This window comes from Candidatus Poribacteria bacterium, from assembly GCA_009839745.1.
Lineage (GTDB): Bacteria > Poribacteria > WGA-4E > WGA-4E > WGA-3G > WGA-3G.
Genome location: VXPE01000022.1, coordinates 1 through 22887, shown reverse-complemented (window position 1 = coordinate 22887; position 22887 = coordinate 1). Strand labels below are relative to the sequence as shown.

The following is a 22887-nucleotide window of genomic DNA, read 5'->3' as shown; positions in this document are numbered from 1 at the left end:
GCAAGGAGTGATGTCCAGGAGGCCATAGTTAAAAAAATGAAACTTTTTGTGCCGGGAAGGATTTGCCTGTTCGGTGAGCACAGCGATTGGGCAGGTGGGCACCGGCGAAGTAACGCAGAGCTCGAAAGGGGCTATACGTTAATAACCAGCACAAACCAAGGTGTATACGCCGAGGTTAAACCGCATCCGAACCGTCTGATTTTAAAAACGACCCTCAGCGATGGGACACGTCACGGTCCTTATAGTCTGCCTATGGAGCGAAGCGCACTTCTTGCTGAAGCTGAAAAAGGTGAGTTTTTTAGTTATGCTGCTGGCGTTGCCTATGAGATTTTAACGAACTACCGTGTGCAAGGCTTGGAAATCGACAACTATCTCACAGATTTACCTGTCAGAAAAGGGTTATCTTCGAGTGCCGCTATCAGTGTTCTGGTGGCACGCGCCTTTAACCGGACCTATGATCTTAAATTAACAACGCGCGGAGAAATGGAATATGCTTACCGAGGGGAGACGACAACGCCTTCACGGTGTGGACGCATGGACCAAGGGTGTGCATACCAACGTCCTATTCTCATGACGTTTGACGGTGACCATATTGATGTAAAAGACTTCAGTGTACCTCACGATATGTACCTTGTAATTGTCGATCTCGGTGCCAGTAAAGATACACGCCTGATATTGAGCCAATTAAATCACTGTTATCCATTTGCAGAGAGTGAATTAGAAAAAAACGTGCAACACTATCTCGGTCGGTTGAGTGCAGAGATTACGCAGCAGGCGTATCAAGCACTTCGCGATGGAGATGCAGAAGCGGTCGGTAAACTCATGACGTGCGCACAAACGGAATTCGATAAACATTTGATACCCGCATGTCCATCACAATTGACGGCACCTGTTCTCCACAAAGTCCTGAATTATGAACCGATTCAGCCGTATATCTGGGGCGGTAAAGGTGTCGGATCGCAAGGGGATGGTTCTGCCCAATTCATTGTCAAAGATGAAGCGAGCCAACAGCGCGTCATTGAGATTATTGAACGGGATTTGGAGATGTCGTGCCTGAAACTGGTTATTGAGGCGGGTCGACATGTCCGCAAAGCCGTTATTCCTGCCGCTGGCTTCGGAACGCGACTCTTTCCGGCATCAAAGGCGATGAAGAAGGAACTCTTCCCTGTTATTGATAAGTCTGGACGTGCCAAACCGGCAATCATGGCAATCGTTGAGGAGGCGATCAATGCTGGCATTGAGGAGGTCTGCCTTATCGTGCAGCCCGGAGATACCGAGCTTTTTGAATCGTTTTTCCAGACACCGCCACGGATTGAACATTATAACAAACTCAGTAAGGAGAACCAGGCGTATTGCGACGCACTGCTGGAATTAGGGAGCCGTGTGTCATTCGTCACACAAGACGTTCAAGAGGGTTTCGGACATGCCGTCTATTGCGCGAGAGAATGGGTTGGGAACGAACCGTTTCTGCTCATGCTCGGCGATCATCTCTACGGTTCAGATGAGGAGAGATGTTGTGCACGACAGGTCGTAGAGGCTTATGAGCGGGTGGGCCATAGTGTCGTCGGGCTGAAAGTGACACCGATTGAGCAGTTGTCGAACTTCGGTTGCGTCACCGGCGCATGGAGAGAAGAGAATTCCCTACTCTCTCTCACAGAGATTTATGAGAAACCCGATCCTGAGTATGCCATGGAACATTTGCACGTGGATGGGATGGATGTGGACCAGTTCTTAACGGTGTTCGGTATCTATGTGCTTCAACCCCAGATTTTCGAGTTTCTGGAACGAAATATCACCCATAATCTCCGGGAGCGAGGCGAATTTCAACTTACGTCCTGTTTAGACGAATTACGGAAGGCAGACGGATTTTCCGGGTATGTTGTCAAAGGGCGGCGGTTTGACATCGGTCTCCCTGAAGAGTATCGGCAAACAGTTATTGAGTTCATGGGGGCTTAGGGCAACTGATACCCTTATAAGAGTAGAACATTAAACCAAAGGTGTAGCCTGCAACAACGGGACAGGCGGATTTAAGGAACGCACGCAAAAGTTGAAACGCACGTTATTTCTCCGCAAGGAAAAATTAAAAGGGGATTTTGATAACAACGATTGTCATATCGTCGTATTGCTCCGCTTCTCCGACGAAGTTTTGAACATCTTCAACGAGGCTTTGAATGACTTCTGTCGCTGTGAAACTATCAGGAATTTTTGAAACCACTTCCTTTAAACGTTCCGTGCCATACATTTCTTCGTCCGTATTGAGTGCCTCAATCAGACCATCGCTATGAAAAATTAGGATGTCACCCGCATTTAAATCGAAGGTGACCGACTCATACTCCACCTTTTTCATACTGCCGAGTGGAAGATCGCTATTTTCAATTTCAATGATCTCCGCACCTCGCTTAAGAACAGGATAGGGTTGTCCCCCGTTCGCATAGTCAACCCGTCTCTTGGTTTCATCAAGGACAGCGAGGTTCAGCGCGATGAAACTCGGTCCATACATGCGAGGTGCTAACCCGGCATTGAGATCGGTAAGAATGATACCCGATTCGGACTTGAAACGCGAGACTTCATATAGCATTCCATTCGTTAGCACGGCGTTCATCGCGCCTCTTAATCCTTTTCCGGCGGCATCTGCGACCGCGATAGCGGTCTGTCCGTTCGCGACGGTGAGATAATCGTAGAAGTCGCCACCTACCTGTGTCGCGGGGACCGACATACCCGCAACATCAAACCCTTTCGTATCCGGGGCTTCGGTCGGCAAAAGTCCCATCTGAATATTCTGTGCCTCGCTCAGTTCGGCACGGATACGTTGTATCTCCGCTTCTTCCCTTTGACGCACTTCATTACGCAGTTGTAGGGTATGGCGACGGTTTACAATCAGACGACCAATTAGCGTTAGAACGACGGTCATAAAGATGACTGTTGGGAGATAAGTTCGCCACCGCGTCCAGAGGGGTGGCGATATGCTGAAATCCACCACTGCTGGTGTATGTGTATAGGGCCAATCTTTACGGAATGCCGTGACGAGGAACCTGTAATTGCCTGCTTTAAGCCCTGTATATCGGATACGCAGAATCCCGTCTTGATTTTGGAGTTCTTGGACAATACCACTGTCGCGCATGATATGCTGCGGCGTTGACACGGAGGCGGTAGAAGGGGTCCACGCCTCGGAGATTCCCCCGGCACCTGTTGCCAGAAGCGAGAACTCCTCTGCCGAAACGTTTGTCCATGTGGGAGTGTCCAGTCCGATTAATTTAAATCGATAGGACAGCCCTTCTCGGAGCGGACTGATACCTTGGATATTTAAAATCTTCGTTCCGCGCGAGGGCAGTGTTAAACTCGATGAAAGGTCGGTGTAAATTTTATCGGATTCAAGAGAGGTCAGTCGACATTCTGGCAGTCCACCACGTGTGGGTGTATATTGTGTGACGCCGCCTTCGGTTGTAAACCAAATATCTTTATTGGCAGATTCATGAATTTTCGAGATATTGTTATGAGTGAGACCGTCTTTTGTTGTGAGGTTATAAAAGGTTTCGCCGTCGTATCGGACAGTGCCGCCGCCCCATGTCGCGAACCATATATTTCCGCGACTATCCTCCATGACATCCTTCACGTTATCAACGAGAAAGCCATCTTCTTTTGTTGTATAGGTTCTCGCGTTTTCCCCATCATAGCGGATGACCCCGCGGGATGTTGCTAACCAGAGCACCCCCTCTTGCGTCGTTAGGGAGTCTTGTAGTTCAGCGAGTTCAATGTCCTCAAGAGAAATGAGTGTTGTGCCGTGATAGGTTTTGAGAGCATCGGGAAAAAGAAAAGTTATTCGGTTATTTGTCTCCCTTGGGTTCTTCCAAACAGCAATCGGGAGCGTACTCGATTCTCCGTCGAGCGGAAGTGGGTTACCGAGTTCAGTGTCACTCCAAAGTATCAATTTCCCCGTTACGGCGTTAAAAAACCATTTGCTGCCTGATGCGATTTTTAACAGGGTTGTCGCTTGAAGGGGCAGGGTTTCAGGTTTACTCGGACGATTTGGTGTGGTGTTAATTTCTTTCGGATAGCGTAGGGACTTTCCGTTATCGAAGTGGACCCATAATCTATCGTTGGAATCTCTGTATACATCGGTGATAGCGGCTGCACCGAACGCTATTGGGGAGATTGGAGTAGGAGTAGTGTTCGGACCGATTTCTTGAAACGGGATTCTTTGAAAGCCGGTGTTTGTCAACCGTAATAATCCTGTTGCGTCGGCTTTAAAGAGGTGCCCTCCGAAAGCCATCCAAGTATGTTCTCCTTCGTGGATGAGAACATTCGTGTTGGTATCTGACCGTTCGCCACCGGGCCCGATTGCTGTTTGGATAGGAATAGACACTTGGCCGAACTTGCCATTTGCGTATCGAAAGAAAGTATATCGCAATTGCGTGGAACTCCCGCCCACCCCTGGTTCGTCAATAAACCAAACGTGCCCGCCAACTTCAAATATTTTTTCGATTTCAGTTCGAAAGGGCCGAACGCGTTCCATAGTTCTATTGTCAGTTTGAGAGGCGCGCGATGAATCATTTTGCACTAAACTCACTCTGAAAATATGTGTGGTAAGTTCTTCGGATTCTGCATCGTAACGGGCGACACCCCCTGGCACACTAAACCAGAGGTAACCTCGACTGTCCTCAAATATCATCCGGACTCTATTGGTTCCGAGGCCAGCGTGTGTGCTGATAGCAGGTGTTGGGTCAAATGATGTTACGCCATTATCGTGGCCAAACCACAATTTACCATCTATGGCTTCATAAATCGTATGAATCCCTTCAACGCCGAGTCCACTGTTGATACGGTCGGGCAGTTGCGTGAGGTTGGCATCGTATTGATGTGCTCCAGTTTCGTCAGTAAACCATAGATTGCCCCATGCATCCTCGAGCTCAAGAAACCCCAGTAGGTTTCCGTGCTGAGAGTCATGCCACCATCTTGTCGTGCGTCCATCGCTGAACCAGACTCGATTTTTCGTGTCATTCTGTATTGATGCCAGTCTCTGGATTGATGCAGGTTTACTACCTATGGAGCCACTCTGTCCCCAAGCTAAAGGAAGGATTTTCTCAAAGACTTTCCCATCAAAACGTAAGAGAAGATTGTAGCCACCGAACCACAGGTTTCCAGAAGTATCTTCACCTATTGTTTCTATTGCATTCACAGCGTTAAGGTTTGACAAGTCGTAGCGTGTAAATCCAATATTTGGATGAACCCGCTGTGTTCCATCATCCGTTTTCTCGTTTGCGTTATCACTGTCCGTGATTTTTAAGGGGTCCTCTACCCAACGGTTCTCTCGGAAACTGAGGATTACACCCTGCGGTTGTTCTTCACCTTCGCTGCCACCGATCCAAATCGTTCCATCATCGCTTTCAAAGATAATGTTTATTGCGAAATCCCTTGAGCGGAGCAGATCTTCGCCTATAATTTCGTTTGGATGTGCTTGGGGCAGGCGTTGGACCCCTGGAGTGATGTACTTCGTGAGTTGCTGGTTTTCACCGACCCATATATCGCCGTGATCGTCAACCAGCAGTGAATTGCCGGTGCCTATCAGATTAATAGAAGAACCGTCAAACCGACTGACTCTCCCGGAGTTTTCTGCGCGGAAATGCGTGAGGAACCAGATATGTCCCCATTTGTCTTCGACGATTTGTCGGGTCTGTCCAAGGAGTGCCCCAGGTCCTACATTGGAGGTGGGTGCGTTCTCAGAAGTATCGGGAGATCCGATGTAAGATTCAAACCTGATCCCATCGAATCGGCTCACCCCACCCCGATCGGAACCGAACCATAGATCCCCCCGACTGTCCTGAAAAACGACAGGGACAACCGGACCTATCAATCCATCGGCGACGGTGTAGGTAAGGATTTGCTCAGACTCCGTCTCAATACAGACAAGGAGGATCAAAAGGATGATGCTAAAAATTAAAATGGAGTTTTTCATTCTTTAATTTTACCTTGCGGAGTGATGAAGTGAATGTGAAACTTTGACGCGTATTCCTCGAATCCGCCCTCCACTACGTTACGGGCTTACGGTTTGGTTTTATCTTTACTTTTCCGTCCGAAGACAGCAGCCTGCAACAATACGCAAAAATACCCAAGCAAAAACACGCAGGCGGGTATACGCAAAGAAACTTTATGCAGCAAACCGCCCTGACCGAACCGCAAGATATAATTTAGTTGTCAGTTATCAGTTGTCAGTGAAAGGTTTTTGTTAGACCTAAGCGCGTAGCCTGCAACATCGGCGCAGGCGGATATACGCAAAGAAACTTTATGCAGCAAACCGCCCTGACCGAACCGCAAGGTAAATTTAAAAATCGCGAATACGCGAAATTGCTTCCGCAATCACTCCGTCTGGGTATGTCAGCGAGATTCTAAAATAGCCTTCGCTCCACTGTCCATATCCGAGACCTGGTGTTACAACAACACCTGTTTCTTCAAGCAATGCCGTCGCAAAGGCACGACTTGAACCGTTAAAACGCTCAGGGACCGGTGCCCAAACATACATTGTTGCTTTCGGCTTCTCGATTGTCCACCCGCTGTCTCTCAGGGCATCTACCACCATATCGCGGCGTTTTTGATAAACGACGTTAATTGCGGGTGTAATCTCGTCCGCTATTGAAAGTGCCTTTGCCCCGGCGAATTGAAGTGAGCGGAGTGAACCGTTGTCGATATTGTCTTTCACCGTTTTGACTGCACTAACAGCAGTTGGGTTGCCAACGACAAACCCCAAGCGCCAGCCTGTCATGTTAAACGCTTTGCTTAATGAGAAAAACTCAACCGCGACTTCCGCTGCACCTTCCACCTGCAATATACTGGGTGAGCGATAACCGTCGTAGGTGTTCTCACTATAGGCGTTGTCGTGCGCGATCAGGATGTTATTTTGTCTACCAAACTCCACGGCACGCTCGAAAAAATCGAGGTCGGCAGTGGCGGTTGTCGGATTGTTTGGATAGTTGATCCAGAGAACTTTGGTAAGTCGTTTCACTTCATCAGGAATAGCGTCAAAGTCAACATAGAAATCGTTTTCTCGCAGAAGCGGAGCATAGTAGGTCGTTGCACTGGCGAAGACGTGTCCGATGTTGTAGGTAGGGTAGCCTGGACTCGCCGCTATACCAATATCGCCCGGATTGAGGATACCGAGTGCCATTTTGACGATTGCGTCTTTACTACCGAGTGTTGTCGCTACCTGATCATCGGATAATGTGACCCCGTAACGGTGCTGGTAAAAGTCGAGGACTGCCTGTGGAAAATCGTCAACAGGGTTGTCGCAGCCGTAGCGGTGCCTGTCTGCATCATCGGGATTTTGGATCGCACTACATAAGGTTTCAACAACTGGGTCAGGTGTTGGAAGATCCGGGTCACCGATACCGAGGCTAATCACATCGACACCGCGTGCTTGTGCTGCCTGCATTTTTTGGCGCAGGTCTACGAAAAGATAGGGTGGAAGTTTTTCTAACCGTTCTGCGATTGTAATCATATTTTTAATTTACCTTGCGGATAAGTCATAGGATCCGCGAATTTAACGGCTTGTGTGTTCGGGCTGAAGAAATCCGCAGAAACACCCAAGCAAAAACCCCAAGCAAAAAAAACTGCGCCGTTGTTGCAGGCTTGTTTTTGGATGATATGCCGCACATATCCTTATGGTAGTTGTGGACTCACCAAAAACCTGCCCGTAGTGAAATTATGCCTCAAATGGCATAATTTGTCTTTGCTTTACATTTGAAGGGCAGTCCAGGAGTCCATAGTTAAAAATTATTTTAGATGAAGGATTGACTGTTGGGATTCGTTGAGGCTGTCCATAACGTTCGGGCTGAAATGTAGACCTTGACCGCCCCAATCTGGCATATAGCCGATGCTATAGCAGTAATAGAGTGTCCGACGCGGTTTACCGGAAACATTGATGACCGACCCGTGTGTGAGTGCCTCTGTAAAAATAATGGCATCCCCTGCTTTTGCTGGGATCGGGGTCAGCACAGGGTTTTCATCCGGGTGGCTTCCCCAAGGTTTTGCGAAATTGCTCTTATGTGCCCCCGGTATAACAGCGAAACACCCGTCCTCCATATCACAATCCAGCATCGGAAAGACCGCTTTTGTTAAGGTTGATACCATCTCTCCGTTTTTACAATGATATTGGCATTTCGGGATAATCGGTGTTCCGTGCATGTGCAACCCGGTATAGCCACCCCCCCACCGGTAAATTGTGTAGGTATGATTGAGTCGATACGGACCCCCGGTTACACCTTGAATTACATCCAGAACCTCCGGGATGTCGATCAGCGTATTGAATACACTGTCTGCCTCCAAGATGTTAGAGATGTAGAGTTCTTTCTCCGTTCGCTGTGTGCCGAGGCACAGCGGGGGTGGATAGTCGTCGGGCGGCATATTCTCGTACTGATCTAACACAGCATTACACGCCTCGACTACTATCTGGGGGATAACACTCTTCAGGACAATAAAGCCTTGCAGATCAAATAGATATTTCTGTTCGTCTGTCATTTTTTAATTTTTCCTTGCGGCTAAGCGATGCAGTCTGTGCTTTAACAGTTTCCGGGTTCGAGTTGAAGAAAAACCTCGCGTCGTTGTTGCAGGCTGCGTTTTGGGTGTAATGTTTCTCTACACACCTTGGGTTTCCCCGCTGGGACTAAAACGGAACGGCTTCATATCTGAGAATTGTTCCGTTTTGTCCAACTGCCCATCCGCTATCTGTACTGCTTACGTGGATAGCCTTCAGATCCGTTCTGGTATCTGTATGCTGCGGTCTCCAGTTTTGTCCACCATTCTTTGTATGAAGGACAAGTCCCTCTTTTCCAACAATCCAGCCTTCTGTTTCTGATAGAAAAAATACGTCGTCAAGAAAATTGCGGGTATGGCTCTCTTGACGTTGCCATGTTTTCCCGCCATTCTCGGTATGTAGGATCAAACCATCCATACCCAAACTGCGTAAATCTAATCCTACGACCCAGCCTCTCTCCGGAGTGACGAAGGTGACGGCATCTAATAGAAAAGATGGGTAGCGTTGGCTGATCGGTAACAACTTCCAATTGGTACCGCCATCAGTTGTAAAAAGTATTGTGCCGTTTAGACCGACTGCCCAACCGCGTCGTTTGGAGATGAAATAAACGTCAAACAGATTCCAATGGGTTCCGCTCTTTTGCGGTTGCCATGTTTTCCCACCATCATCTGTGTGGATGATTTCACCGCCGCTTCCGACACACCATCCATTTTTTTCGTCTGTAAAGAAAACACTGAGCAGGTCCTGCTGTGTCCCTGAAACTTGACGTTGCCATACGGTTCCACCATTTGTGGTCTGTAGGACGACGCCGGCTTCTGCAACCGCCCATCCTATTTGTGATGACACGAAATGCGTTGCCCCAAAACACTCAGTCGTGCGGCTGTCTTGCGCGTTCCATACGACACCTCCATCCTCGGTTCGTAGAATCGCGCCCCGGTCACCGACAACGTATCCTTCATCGGGCGAGATGGCGCATACACCTACCAAGAGATGACTCGGACTGGATTGTGATTCCCATGTTACACCCGCGTTGCGGGTGTGCAGGATGGTGCCGTTTTCACCGACTGCCCAACCGATTTGCTTGGAAACAAAGTCAACACCTAACAGGACGGCATCCGCGCTGTTGTGGAAACGGGGACCCCCGCGTTGATGTTTCCATTTTTCTTTTCCACCCGACGCGGTGTGGAGAATCACGCCTAAGTCGCCGACAATCCAACCGTTTTGGGCATCTATAAAGTCAATATCGTAAAGTGTAAAGGTATGCAGCGGCTCATTGCCGAGATAATCCGGTTGACCGTAGCTACTTTTATGGCGTTCATTCGTTCCGCGAGTGACGAAGTCCCATGTGTTCCCGCCATCGGTTGTTACGAAGACGCTCCGTCGATCACCCACAACCCAACCCGTTTGTTTGTCTATGAAATGGAGGTTGAACAGGGCGGCTTCTGTCACGAATTGGACTTCCCAAGTTTCTCCACCATCGGTTGTCCGATAGATGTAGCCGGCCTTTCCTGAGTTTATTTCGGAGGTCGGTGTGCTATAGGTAACGATCCATCCTCGGTTTTCGTCTACGAAATGGACACCTTTCAATGACTTTCTGCCGAACACCTGTCCATCAATCTGTGCGAATGTCTGCCCACCGTCGGTTGTTTTTAGCACTGTGCCCCAGTCGCCGACACTCCAACCCGTTCCATCGCCTATGAAGAGGTCATGCAGGTTGTTTTCCGTCCCGGTTTCAATGTGCTGCCATGTTTCCCCGCCGTCGGTTGTCCGGATCAGAACGCCGCCTTCACCGATACACCAGCCCTCTGACGCTGAACGAAAATACACGTTTCGGAGAGGTTTGTTGAAAACGCCGCTGTGTTGTCTGTGCCACGTTTCCCCACCGTTGTTTGTGTGAATGATGAGACTTTCCGCGCCTTCCCCAAAATCAGCACCAGGAATTATATCTATGGCGTTACCAACTGCCCAACCCCGCTTTTCAGAAACGAAATGAACATCGTAGAGGTGTGAACTCCAATCGCCTTCTATGACAGTTTTCCACTCGTACCGGACCCGTTTTTGGGACGCTGTTTGTTCACAGCCGACCATAAATAGAATACCGATAAAGAGCACAATAAAATAGGTGTGAGTTATCAGGTGTCGGTTAAAACAGGACTTCGCTAACATCGTGTAACCCTTTAGGCGCGTCAATTATCCATTCCGCTGCGCGGATTGCGCCTTTGGCGAAAGCCTCTGGACTGTGTGCTCGATGGATGACGCTGAGTTGTTCACCCTCTGTTGCGAACAACACCGTATGATCCCCGGCGATGTCGCCACCTCGAACCGCATGAATGCCTATCTGTTTTTTCGATCTTGCACCAACGATGCCGTGGCGACCGTAAACACCCGCCTCGTCTAAATCTTGCTCAAGTGCCGTGGTAAGAGTCTCCGCTACACGGAGTGCTGTGCCACTGGGTGAATCTGCTTTGTGATTGTGATGTGCCTCTATCACTTCAATATTATAATCATTTCCGAGGGTTTTGGCAATTAATTCCAATGCTTGTATCATTACATTGACACCGAGACTCATGTTGGGTGCCATTACGCAACGGATCTGTGAAGCAAGTGCTTGGATGGTCGCGAGTTCGTCTGCGGTAAAACCGGTTGTTCCAAGAACCATGGCTTTATCTGCATCGACGACGTGTTGGAGGTGATCCAGGGTTGCTTCAGGCTTTGAAAATTCGATGACAACATCTGAACGATGAAGTACGTCGTCAAGTTTGCCTGTAATGGTTACGCCAATCTCACTGATACCGGCGACAACACCCGCATCACTTCCAATCTGTGGATGTGAAGGGTATTGGACGGCTCCGACGAGTTGCATATTGGGGTGTTGGACAATGCCACGCGTGATGCAACGTCCCATACGACCGCAAACACCGGTGATAGCAACACGAATCATCTTTTTAATGTTCCTTGCGGTTAAATGACGTGGATTTGAGCTTTGACGATTTTGATATAGAGGCGTGTCTACTATTCCTGAAACAGGACTTCGCTAATATCATGTAATCCTTTAGGGGCGTTGATGGCCCATCTCGCTGCGCGGATTGCGCCTTTAGCGAAAGCCTCTGGGCTATGTGCTCGATGGACGACGCTGAGTTGCTCACCCTCTGTTGCGAACAACACCGTATGGTCGCCGGCGATATCACCCCCTCGAACCGCATGAATGCCTATCTGTTTTTTCGGTCTTGCGCCAACGATGCCGTGGCGACCGTAGACACCTACCTCATCTAAATCTCGCCCCAATGCCTGAGCAACGGTTTCCGCTAAGCGGAGGGCTGTGCCGCTGGGTGAATCTGCTTTGTGATTGTGATGTGCCTCTATCACTTCAATGTCGTAATCGTCCCCAAGGGCTTTAGCAATTAATTCCAGTGCCTGAATCATCACATTGACACCGAGACTCATGTTGGGTGCCATTACGCAACGGATCTGTGATGCGAGTTCCTCGACAGCGGCGAGTTCATCAGGGTCATATCCGGTTGTTGCGATTATCATCGCTTTGTCGGCATTGACGACCTGTCGGAGGTGTTGCAGGGTAGCCTCAGGTTTCGAGAATTCGATGACAACATCTGCGGCGTCAAGTACATCTTCAAGGTTACCTGTAACCGCGACTCCTATTTCTCCGATGCCGGCAACAACACCCGCATCACTCCCGATCTGTGGGTGTTCCGGGAATTCAATCGCGCCGACGATTTCCATATCGGTTTGTTCAGTAACACCTCGGATAATAAGCCGGCCCATACGGCCACATGCCCCATTAATAATCACACCAATCATCTTTTTAATGTTCCTTGCGGTTAAATGACAGAATAGCAGTCAGTCATCAGTAAAGAGAGTGTTTTGCTTGGGGTATTTGCAATGTAATACATTGTCCCGCAAGTCCACACGTTGTCCTCGGATGCCACACGCGCATCCGTTCTGGCGCTACGGATTTCGTCTATCCGTAGACGAAATCCGATGTTTCTGCGGGTTTCCCCTGTTAAACGAGAACCTCTTTACTGAAAGCCGAGAGCGAATCGACCTGACTGCTGACGGTTATTTCAATGTGAATAGATACGCCAAAAGATCGTGCATCTGTTTGACTGACAGAATATCTGCGAAGTTTTCGGGCATAACACCTGCTTGTGGAACGCTGGTGCTCCTTATATCCTTTATGAGATAGGTTGTCCACAACTTCCCAGAATTGTCGAGTAACTGGATCGTTTCAGGGTCTATCCTGTCTCTATGATCGTATTGGTGGCGCTTCCTACCTGTGATTTCCTGTCCGTCTGTCGTGAAAATGGTAATCATTTCATATTCAGGCGCGATATACGCGCGTGGATTGAGAATGGACTCGACAATGAATTGCGGCGAACGGGTGCGAGCGACATACGTCATATCGGGACCTATTTCGCTGCCTGTTCCGGTGGCACCTCTCCCGTGAACTGTGTGACACTTACCGCAAGCGTATCCTTCTGAGAAGAAAATGGCTTCCCCTGTTTTGACATCGCCTTTCATATATGGCGTCCAGTCCTGAGTAGGTTTCGCTTCCTCTAAGGAGACCCCTGCCGCTTTCGCTTGTTCCGAACGAATGTAGCCGACAATCATATTAATCGCTTCATCAGAAAGTTTGCCACCAAACTTCTGCATCTCGGTCCCGGGGAGCCCGTTGAATACGGTTTGGAAGATACCGTCATCGGTCCATCCGTAAAGCCACTGCGGTTTAAAGAGATCGGGGGCTTTGCCACCGCGTGTTTGTTGGGCGTGACAATTCCAACACATCAAACGGAAGTAGAACGCACCGTCGATAACGTCTTCGTCATAACTCACGTCTCTCGGTGCTTCGGGGGCAATATCCACCTCTAAGTTTTGGGCATTTACGACAGAAAAAAAGAAGAGAATTAGCCCCAGAGAGAGGAGAAGAATGCACCACGTTATTCGGACGGTAGAGGTTCGAACGCGGGTAGAATAATACATCATTTCTATTCATCCTCCTGAAACGGAGCGAAGTAAGGCAAATAATACTTTTCAGAGAGTTCTCTGAGTTTTTCTTCACTCCATTTCTGTTCGATAATTGTGTTAACAACATCTTGAAGTTCACGTGTTTCTCGTGTTGATGTATCTTTGCCAAAAGCTATAGCGATATTCCAACGGAGACGCGCTTCAGGGGTGTATTCTTTAACAATCTCTAATTCAGGATAAACAGTATCCGTGTGTTCTGGCTGCTGAATTCGGGAACCCTTTTCAATCAACCACCCAATATTTGACCAGACATATCCGTAAGCAATTTGCCCTTTCTTGAGAGCGTCCAAGACAGCAATTTGTGAGCGATAAACGCGACGCTTATATCCCATCTGTCGAAGGACATCGCTGGCGATGGAGCCCGCTTCTGTCCCAATCGTTTCTAACTTAATGTCCTCCAGTGTTTTCGGTGACGCTTGATTACTTTTCTGTTTTACCAATACGTATCCGGTCCCGTAGAAGGGTGTAGAGAAATCAACGTTTTTCCCCAATTGAATCGCTTCACTCATGGCGCGCTCCTCAATGGGAACTCCGATCACACAGTCGCAATGTCCGCGTATCATGTCAGCCAGCAGACTATCACGGAGGGTGTCAAGCCAGTGGAGTTCCAACTTAACACCGAGTTCCTCTGCCAGTAGATGTGCTATCTCAACATATAACCCAGGAAGTTCGGGATCAGCGTTGGAGTAAGGCAGATTTCGGATGTCCATACAGACCGTTAAGACACCCGCTGCTCGAATTTCTTCCAAGGCATCGACAGCGTCTGCAGTGTGCAACATCGGAGCAGACAGTATGAAAAGTGCTGCCCACAAAAGGATATAGTGTTTCACGGTACCCTCCTATCTATTGGTTTTCGGTTAAAGAGATTTCTGAATCAACCGAAGCGTCTCTTAACTGATAACCGACAACCGATAACTGACAACTATTCATCAAAGAGCGCGAACACAAAAAGGGTTCCGCCTTCGCGAGCATTAACTTCAGCATATTTCACAGCACCTGACGCTATCGCAACGTATTGGACACCGTCAAGTTGATAGGTGATAGGCGGTGCAAGAACCCCGGATCCAGTCTGAAAATCCCAAAGCACTTCGCCGGTTTCTGCCGAGAGTGCCATGAATCTGCCCTCTAAATCCCCCGAAAAAACGAGACCGCCTGCCGTTGTGAGGCATCCGCCCCATTGTGGGAAGTTCGTTTTGTGTCGCCATTTAATCTCACCTGTAGAGACATCGATTGCACTGATATGTCCCCACATCTCCATGTCTCCAGCTTCGTTCCTCTCTGCTGTCATACCACTTCCGAGGTAGGGTAGACCTTTCACATAGAAAACGCGCCCTTGATGAAAGGAACCGCAGAGTTCCAGCGATGGGATATAGAGGTAATTTGTGAGCGGGTTATAGGCTGAGGGGGGCCAGTTCTTGCCGCCTTCAACGCCGGGACAGACGCGAATCGTGCCTTCTTCTGAGGTGGATACGCCGGGTAGGACGGTAGGACGCCCGTTTTCATCGAGTCCCGCCGACCAGTTCTGTTCGCAGTAAGTGCTTGCGTATAGAAATTTTCCGTTGGTTCTATCAAGTACATAGAAATAGCCGTTACGATTCGCTTGCATCAACGCTTTGACCGGCGCGCCATCTATCTCCATATCGATCAGGACGGGTTCACTCACGCCGTCCCAATCCCATAGATCGTGGGGGGTGGCTTGAAAATACCATTTGAGTTTTCCGGTATCGGCATCCAACGCAACGATACAGTCGGTATAGAGGTTGTCGCCTCTCCGGACAGCACCGTTCCAGTCTGGTGCCGGGTTACCCGTTCCCCAGTAGACAAGATTCAATTCCGGGTCGTAGGAACCTGTGACCCAGGCGGATCCGCCACCTGTCATCCATGAATCGCCTTCCCATGTGTCACCGCCGGGCTCGTCTTTTGAAGGGACGGTGTAAAATCGCCATGCCTGTTCACCTGTTTCGGCGTAATACGCATCGATGTAGCCTCGGATGCCGTATTCTGCGCCTGATATGCCGACAATCACTTTGTCTTTGACGACTAACGGGGCGACAGTAAGGGATTCAGCGTTCGTTAGATCCCCGACCACTCTGTCCCAGAGGACCCTGCCGGTTTTCGCATCAAGGGCGAGCAGGTGTGCGTCAAGCGTTACCCAAAAGATTTTATCGCCCAAGATAGCAGCGCCCCGGTTCACCATACCGCAGCAGATCGCTAAATCGTCGGGGAGTTCATAATTATACCGCCATATTTCCTTACCGGTTCTTGCGTCCACAGCGTAGATACTACTGTAGGGAGTGGTGACGAACATCACACCGTTGACGACAAGTGGCGTGCATTCAAACTTATCGAAGGGTGTTCCAATTTGAAATGCCCATTTCGGGACGAGTTTTTTGACGTTTTCAGTGTTAACCTGTGTGAGTTGACTATATCGCCAGCTTCTGTAGTCCCGTCCATACATCAGCCAGCTTTCAGGGTCGTCTTGTGATGAGAGTAACATCTCGTTCGTGACGGGTTGGATATCCGGTGTGGTTCCGGCTGTGATGAGACTCGGTGTCGCAGCAAATACTAAACTTACGACGAAGATAATGAAACTTACGCGTTTTATGTGTGAACAACAGTTTGATGCTTCAGAGAAAATATGTCTGTTCATGTTCCCCTCCTTGTGCTGATGGTGAGACAATCCCAACTTCTTACTTCTTTAGAAACCGTGTCATGAAGGAAACGCGAGGTATTTTGCAGTGCTGCAAAAATGTGTGATTCAGGCATTAGTATATCAAAAATCGGATTTAATGTAAAGTCTGAAAATTTCTTGGAGATATGTAGAGGGCGCGATTGAGGAGAGGACCCGTGTTAAATGCTATAATAGAGGTTAGTTTTATGCTAACCTTGCTTGTTCACCGGCATGGTAGGAGCTCCGCACTAATGGCCCCGACTCTACATGTCGAAACCCCATTTCGATGCCTGCTTCTTTGATCTCTTCAAATTCTTCAGGGGTATAATAGCGTTGAATGGGCAAATGCCGCGCGGAAGGGGAGAGGTATTGACCCACAGTGAGAATATCACATTCGGTGTTGCGGAGGTCTTCCATTGTCTCTAAGAGTTCTGTCACAGTCTCACCTAAGCCGACCATAAGTCCCGACTTTGTGAGCATCTGTGCATCCAGTTGTTTGCTGGTGCGGAGCAGGTTCAAGGTTTGTTGATAATTCGCATACGGACGGACGCGACGATAAAGACGTGGAACTGTTTCGGTGTTATGATTGAGCACTTCAGGTCGTGCTTGCACGATGACAGCGAGTGCCTCCCAATTGCCTTCGAGGTCGGGGATGAGGACTTCCACGGTGCATCCCGGACGATGTTTCCGGGCTTCGGCGATGCATGCGGCGAAGATACCCGCGCCTCCGTCCACAAGGTCGTCCCGATTGACTGAGGTGATAACCACATGCTTGAGTTTTAAGTGACCGACGGCTGCACCGAGTCTGCGCGGTTCATCGGCATCGACGATCCCACCGGGCGTGCCTTTTTTGACCGCACAGAACATGCAGCGACGCGTGCAGACATCACCGAGTATCATAAAGGTGGCGGTCCGGCTGTTCCAACACTCACCGATATTCGGACAGCGCGCTTCTTCGCAGACTGTGTGAAGTTGCAGATTCCGCATCAATTTCTTGAGTTCAGCGTAGTTAACGCCACTCGGCATTCGAGCTTTGATCCAGGACGGATGCCGTCTTTGCGGTGTTCTTTGCTCAACTAATGGAAGCGTTTTTAACATCTTTTAATTTACCCCTAACGGGAGCTGTCAGGAAAGTCTCAGCTGGGCACCAACCTTTCAAAAATCCGCCATGCGCCGTTGTTGCATGGCTGCCGTCTACTTCTCAGCTAATGGCGGGAGAGGGTGGGAGTCGAACCCACCTATCCACTTGCATGGACAAGCCGGTTTTGAAGACCGGTAGGGCCACCGGACCCTATCCTCCCCCATTTTTTTAACTATTAAATCTGGTTCCCGTTCACGACGTTCACGGTGGTTTTGGGTGAATTCCAGTAGAAAGTAAGTGATGTAATTATGGTGCTCTGTGCCGCGGATGCAACTTACGGATATTCCCGTCTCGGATCGTGAGGTTCCGGCTATCGCAGTATTCCAAGAACGGCACGGCATATTTTCGAGAAGTTTGTGCCGTTTCTCGAAATTCGGCAACAGTTATTGTATCATTTTTGCGAAGGTAAGTGGTTAATAATTCCTGTATCTCCTCAAAAACGGTTTTGTGAATAAAGAAGTTATCCGCTATTTTGACAAACTGTCCCAGGTTCAGAAGTGCGAAAAACGTGGATTCCAGCAACTGCGGTGTATAGTCTGGAAGGTGTGCGCTGAGTTCGTTGAAAGTGGGTGTATTCATACCTGCTTCCAAGAATAGTTTTTCGAGTCTCTCCTTCGCTGTTTCTTCCTCTTCGGAAAACTGGATTTCGTGAGATGCCAATCGGAGAAGATTGCCGTCTTTGGCGAGTTGACCCTCGGTAATGAGTCGGTTTTCGAGTTTCTCAAAGCCGATTTCGTCCAATTTGAGTTCTCGACGCAGTTGTGAAGAATTTTGGCCGGCAAGGAGAGGTTCTGCCGAATGGAACGCTGTCAACGTTTCTATAATTTTCTCTTTGATATTTGCCGTCCGAACCGCATCAGAAACGAGCGGTGATCTGCCCGATTTATCCCAGCGCACAATTTTCCCGTCTGCTTCCAAGCCGGTTAAGATCGCATTCACGTTCGTCTGGGACTGCGGTAGATAGTAGTGAAGAGCGGATTCTGGCACGCAGAGTGACTCGCTATTTTCCAAGACAGTGTTCACGACCTGGGCATCATCGGCTTCTTCCCATTGTGCTAAAGTAGCGATCGTTTCAGGGGTGAACCGCTTATGCTTTGGGGCAAATGGGTTAATAACTTCACCACCCCCGACTGTATATTGCGCTGAAAAATCGCGTAAAATAATTCTGTCGCCTCTGAACGTTAGGATGGGTTGTTCTAAGCGGAGTTGAACCTGGACGGTATCCCCCGGCAAAATGGCATCGTCCACGAGTAGGATTAATCTGCAAAATATTTCGCGAGTGCCGAGATACGCCCGGAGACGCGTCCAATGTTCAAGTATCCTTGGAAATGAAGACAGCACTTGCATCGACACGTCAATATTGTCTGTCACTCGTGAGAAATCAATTGGACAGAGCACATCGCCGCGTTGGAGGTCCTGTGCAGAGATACCGGAAAGGTTTAATGCTGTCCGTTGTCCGGCCTGCGCTACGGATGCCGCTTCATTATGGACCTGTATCCCTCGGACCCGCACAGCATGTCCCTGCGGAAGAATCACCATCCGCTGGTCTCGATGGATCGATCCACCGATGAGCGTGCCTGTCACAACAACGCCGAACCCTTGAACGGTGAAAACCCTGTCAACGTATAATCTCGGGATACCATCGTTCTCTTCCGTTTCCGTCGCGAGTGCCACCTGTTTGACGATGGTCTCTTTTAGTGTTTCAATACCTGCGCCGGTTAATGCCGAAACACTCACAGTTGGGATGGCTTCAAGGCTTGTCCCGATGAGCATCTCCTGCGTCATTTCGGTTGCTTCTGCCAATTCATCAGCGGTCGCCAAGTCGGATTTCGTCATGACGAGGATGCCGTTTGAGATTCCGAGCAGATCTAAGATTGCCAGATGTTCGAGGGTCTGTTCCTGAACACCTTCTTTCGCATCAACGACGAAGAGGACTATATCCATACCGTAAGCCCCGGAGAGCATGCTTCGGATGAATTTTTCATGACCTGGAACGTCAACGATACCTGCCTGTGAGTCGTCCGAGAGGTCGAAGTAGGCAAACCCTAACTCAATAGACAAACCACGTTCTTGCTCTTCCTTGAGCCGGTCGGTCTCCATACCGGTAAGTGCCCCGACGAGCGCGGTTTTCCCATGGTCAACATGTCCCGCTGTTCCAATGATGAGGTGTCGTCTGTGTTGATGCATTTTTTAAACTATTGAATTTGTTAACCATCAACTCGTGCTTTAACATTTGTAATGGAGTCGAGTTGATGGTTAAATCGTTCCACTTCGTTTCACGGTGATTTTTGGTTAATGCCAACCAGTTCCAAGTTATCAAAGGCTTTTTAACGATTCAGAATCTGCAAGGACAACGTCCGCAGCAGCTCAGAAGCAATCCTTAAAAAGATGGGTAGGCATGGATGAGTTTGCCGATTCGATTGAAACGGACGTTCCCTACCATTTTCCACACTTCCCACAATTTCGCTGGACGGGAGTCAAATGACCAGTACACCATAAATGCTTGCCCTTTGATGTCGTTTACGTCCACAGGTCCCCACGAACGGCTATCGCTGCTTTGATCACGATTATCACCCATAGCAAACACCATGCCTTTGGGGACAGTGAACGGTTTACCTTCAGGGAACTTACGTTTGAATTGACTTGCCGTTAGGGCGAAATCGGAAAAACCATCACTCTCTGGCAGATACTCGGGTTGACGGAAGGGTGGAAAATTCCCTCTTCTGAAATGGCTAAAGGTCATGTGTTTGGTGTAATACCCATCGTCGACCGCTTCACCGTTTACATAGAGTGTGTCGCCGCGGGTCTCAATAGTATCCCCTTCAACGGCTACGATGCGCTTGATGAAATTTCGTTCCCGATCGTGGGGTGGGATGAAAACGAAAACATCTCCTCGGGTAGGCTTATGGAAATCAAGAACCTTGATGTCCGTGCCTGGGATTTTAATGCCGTAGATAAATTTACATACCAGAATCCGGTCCCCGATAAGAAGCGTATCTTCCATTGAGCCGGAGGGGATTTTGAATGCCTCGACAACAAAGGGACGTATAAATCCGAAAACGAGAATGAGTGCTACAACAATAACTTGGGTATATTCCCATACAATTGTCTTCCGAAATTTTTGCCATTTAGATAATTGAATATCGTCGTTATTCATAATGTTATGAAGCTTCAATGAAAAGAGCATTCTCCTTTTCTCAATTTAGTTTGCCTTGAACGAATCGGGTTCTGAATGGATTGCCTTGAGGAAACTTACGCCTAAACTGACTCTCTGTCAAAGTGTAGTCCCATTGGAGAGAATGGCATCCTCCTTTCTCCAGTATAGGTATTTGATTGTTCGCGATTGTGTGTTTTGTTTTTTCTATTCATCAGTTGCCAACATCGCTGTAAAGGCTTCTTGTGGGACGTCGACATTACCGATCTGTTTGAGTCGCTTTTTGCCCTCTTTCTGCCTCTCTAACAATTTCCGTTTTCGCGTCACATCGCCGCCGTAGCATTTCGCAGTAACGTTTTTTCGGAGGGCTCGCACTGTTTCACGGGCAACAATCTTGTTACCAATTGCGGCTTGAACGGGGACTTCAAACATTTGACGCGGAATGAGTTCTTTCAACTTGGACACTAATGCCTTGCCCCGCGTTTCTGCATTGTCTCGTGGCAAAATCGTCGAGAGCGCGTCTACAGGATTACCGTTCAGTAGCACATCTAATTTAACGAGTTTTTCGGTTTTGTATTCCCCAATGTCGTATTCTAACGAACCGTACCCGCGTGTCAATGATTTGAGTTTCGGATAGAAATCCGTTAGCATTTCGCTGAGCGGAAGTTCATACAACAATTGCACGCGGCTTGCGTCCAATTGATTCATCCGCTTATATACACCCCGACGCTTCTGACAAAGTTCCATCGCGTTTCCAATATAGTCGCGCGGAACGATAATGTCAATATTGACATACGGTTCTTCTATGCGTTCGATATCATTTGGCTCTGGAAGATGTGCTGGATTGTCGACCGGCACGTATCCACCGGTTTTCAAGTAGACTCGATACATCACGCTCGGGGCAGTTCGAACAAGCGCGAGTCCGAATTCCCGTTCGAGGCGTTCATGGATAATCTCCATGTGAAGTAAACCGAGAAACCCGCACCGAAACCCGAATCCGAGCGCAACAGACGTCTCGGGTTCAAAAGTGAAGGAGGAATCGTTGAGGCGCAGTTTGTCGAGTGCCTCGCGCAAGGCATGAAACTGGTTTGTGTCCGCTGGATAGAGACCGCTGAATACAAGCGGTTTCATCTCGCGATAACCGGGAAGGGGTGTTGCTGTCGGTTTCGTATGGTGTGTAATTGTATCCCCGATTTTTGCTTTGTCGATTTCTCGGATACCTGCGATGAGGTAGCCGACAGCACCCGTGCGGAGTTCGGGAGTCGGTTGCATTTGTGGCGTGAAGATGCCGACCTCCTCAACTTCGTATGAGCGTTTCGTCTCCATGAGTTGAATCTTTTCCCCCGGCTTCACACTCCCCTCGAAGATTCGTGTATACATGATGACACCGCGATAGTTATTATAGACAGAGTCGAGCACGAGTGCCTTTAAAGAGGCTTCAGGCTCGCCAACGGGGGCGGGGATTCGGTTGATAATTGCGTCCAGTATGGCGGGAATACCGATCCCCATTTTCGCGCTAACAAGGAGCGCATCGTCGGCGGGGATACCGATGACCTCTTCTATCTGCCGTCTGGCTTCATCGGGTTGTGCGGTGGGTAGATCGATTTTATTGACGACTGGGATAATCTCAAGGTCATTGTCAATCGCGAGATATGCGTTCGCTAAGGTTTGTGCTTCAACCCCTTGCGCGGCATCAACGATGAGGATGGCACCTTCGCACGCCGCGAGGCTACGGGAGACCTCGTACGTGAAATCGACGTGTCCGGGAGTGTCGATCAGGTTGAGTTCGTAGCGGTTTCCGTCAGTGGCGGGGTAATGGAGTTTGACAGCCGTTGCTTTAATGGTAATCCCGCGTTCACGCTCTAAATCCATCAAATCAAGCACCTGTTCGCGCATATCGCGCTCGGTGAGCGTGTTTGTGTGCTCGAGGAGTCTATCGCTCAGGGTGCTTTTTCCGTGGTCGATGTGCCCTAAAATGCAGAAATTCCGTATGTTTTCAAGATTCGTTGGCATAATATAGATAGTATATCACACCTTCTGTCGGGTTGTCCATAGAATCTTATTTTTTTATTCCGTCTGCGAGCTTTTTCAAGAAGGTATTCTATCGGAGTTTCGGTTTATGTTCAACTCCCAAAACTTTGCGCTTTTCCAAGCGTTCATCTATGGGTTTATTACCCACACAGGTTCAGGCACCTTGACGCAACTTTACCAAGCGAGTGGTTCCCAGACGCGGTATGGGTCTTTTCCAAAGTTCCTTTGCAGAGGGAGCTGGGACCCTGATGCTGTCGCTGCCCACCTGATGAAATATCTTCAAGCGATATTTCCACAATGGGTCTATGTTTATGATCAAACCCAGG

15 protein-coding genes and 1 tRNA gene are annotated in these 22887 nt (G+C 48.9%); 2 read left to right on the top strand and 14 right to left on the bottom strand.

Translation table 11 applies throughout. The annotated features are described in order from the left end of the window. Positions 1-36 precede the first annotated feature (36 nt). Positions 37-1956 carry a GHMP kinase gene (locus F4X88_03375; protein MYA55315.1) on the top strand — a complete coding sequence of 640 codons (1920 nt, stop codon included), beginning with the start codon at positions 37-39 and terminating at the stop codon, positions 1954-1956. A 124-nt stretch (positions 1957-2080) separates the two neighbouring features. Here the strand turns inward: F4X88_03375 and F4X88_03370 are convergent, their stop codons facing one another. From F4X88_03370 to lepA, 14 genes are all read right to left on the bottom strand, one after another. Then, entirely contained in the window at positions 2081-5953 is a 3873-nt protein-coding gene (locus F4X88_03370; GenBank protein MYA55314.1) for a SpoIIE family protein phosphatase, read from the bottom strand. Positions 5954-6319: 366 nt separating this feature from the next. After that, positions 6320-7489 (bottom strand): aminotransferase class I/II-fold pyridoxal phosphate-dependent enzyme, encoded by a 1170-nt coding sequence (locus F4X88_03365; GenBank protein ID MYA55313.1) that lies wholly within the window; start codon positions 7487-7489, stop codon positions 6320-6322. Between the two features lie 275 nt (positions 7490-7764). After that, entirely contained in the window at positions 7765-8508 is a 744-nt protein-coding gene (locus F4X88_03360; protein MYA55312.1) for a hypothetical protein, read from the bottom strand. 145 nt (positions 8509-8653) lie between these two features. Beyond that, a complete protein-coding gene (locus tag F4X88_03355) occupies positions 8654-10714 on the bottom strand; it encodes a hypothetical protein (GenBank protein ID MYA55311.1) in 2061 nt (686 codons plus the stop codon). Further along, the gene (locus F4X88_03350; protein ID MYA55310.1) at positions 10668-11462 is read right to left on the bottom strand and encodes a 4-hydroxy-tetrahydrodipicolinate reductase; all 795 of its coding nucleotides are present in this window, start codon (positions 11460-11462) and stop codon (positions 10668-10670) included. Before F4X88_03350 ends, F4X88_03355 begins: the two co-directional genes overlap by 47 nt. Positions 11463-11536: 74 nt before the next feature. Continuing rightward, positions 11537-12337: a 4-hydroxy-tetrahydrodipicolinate reductase gene (locus tag F4X88_03345; protein ID MYA55309.1), complete on the bottom strand. Its 801-nt coding sequence runs from the start codon at positions 12335-12337 to the stop codon at positions 11537-11539. 261 nt (positions 12338-12598) lie between these two features. Further along, the gene (locus tag F4X88_03340) at positions 12599-13522 is read right to left on the bottom strand and encodes a c-type cytochrome (protein MYA55308.1); all 924 of its coding nucleotides are present in this window, start codon (positions 13520-13522) and stop codon (positions 12599-12601) included. 2 nt (positions 13523-13524) lie between these two features. Further along, positions 13525-14394, bottom strand: coding sequence for a transporter substrate-binding domain-containing protein (locus tag F4X88_03335; GenBank protein ID MYA55307.1), 870 nt, complete (start codon positions 14392-14394; stop codon positions 13525-13527). Positions 14395-14486: 92 nt separating this feature from the next. After that, positions 14487-16214, bottom strand: a complete 1728-nt coding sequence (locus tag F4X88_03330) for a PQQ-dependent dehydrogenase, methanol/ethanol family (GenBank protein ID MYA55306.1) — start codon at positions 16212-16214, stop codon at positions 14487-14489. Between the two features lie 225 nt (positions 16215-16439). Further along, positions 16440-17333, bottom strand: a complete 894-nt coding sequence (gene lipA, locus F4X88_03325) for a lipoyl synthase (protein ID MYA55305.1) — start codon at positions 17331-17333, stop codon at positions 16440-16442. Between the two features lie 111 nt (positions 17334-17444). Next, a tRNA-Sec gene (locus tag F4X88_03320) sits at positions 17445-17538 on the bottom strand. An 84-nt stretch (positions 17539-17622) separates the two neighbouring features. Then, a complete protein-coding gene (gene selB, locus F4X88_03315; protein MYA55304.1) occupies positions 17623-19563 on the bottom strand; it encodes a selenocysteine-specific translation elongation factor in 1941 nt (646 codons plus the stop codon). 193 nt (positions 19564-19756) lie between these two features. Continuing rightward, the gene (gene lepB, locus F4X88_03310; GenBank protein ID MYA55303.1) at positions 19757-20533 is read right to left on the bottom strand and encodes a signal peptidase I; all 777 of its coding nucleotides are present in this window, start codon (positions 20531-20533) and stop codon (positions 19757-19759) included. A gap of 204 nt (positions 20534-20737) precedes the next feature. Next, positions 20738-22543, bottom strand: coding sequence for an elongation factor 4 (lepA, locus tag F4X88_03305; GenBank protein ID MYA55302.1), 1806 nt, complete (start codon positions 22541-22543; stop codon positions 20738-20740). Positions 22544-22649: 106 nt separating this feature from the next. Between lepA and F4X88_03300 the strand changes: the two genes are divergently transcribed. After that, positions 22650-22887, top strand: a 238-nt coding sequence (locus tag F4X88_03300) for a hypothetical protein (GenBank protein ID MYA55301.1), incomplete at its 3' end; no start/stop codon positions are given.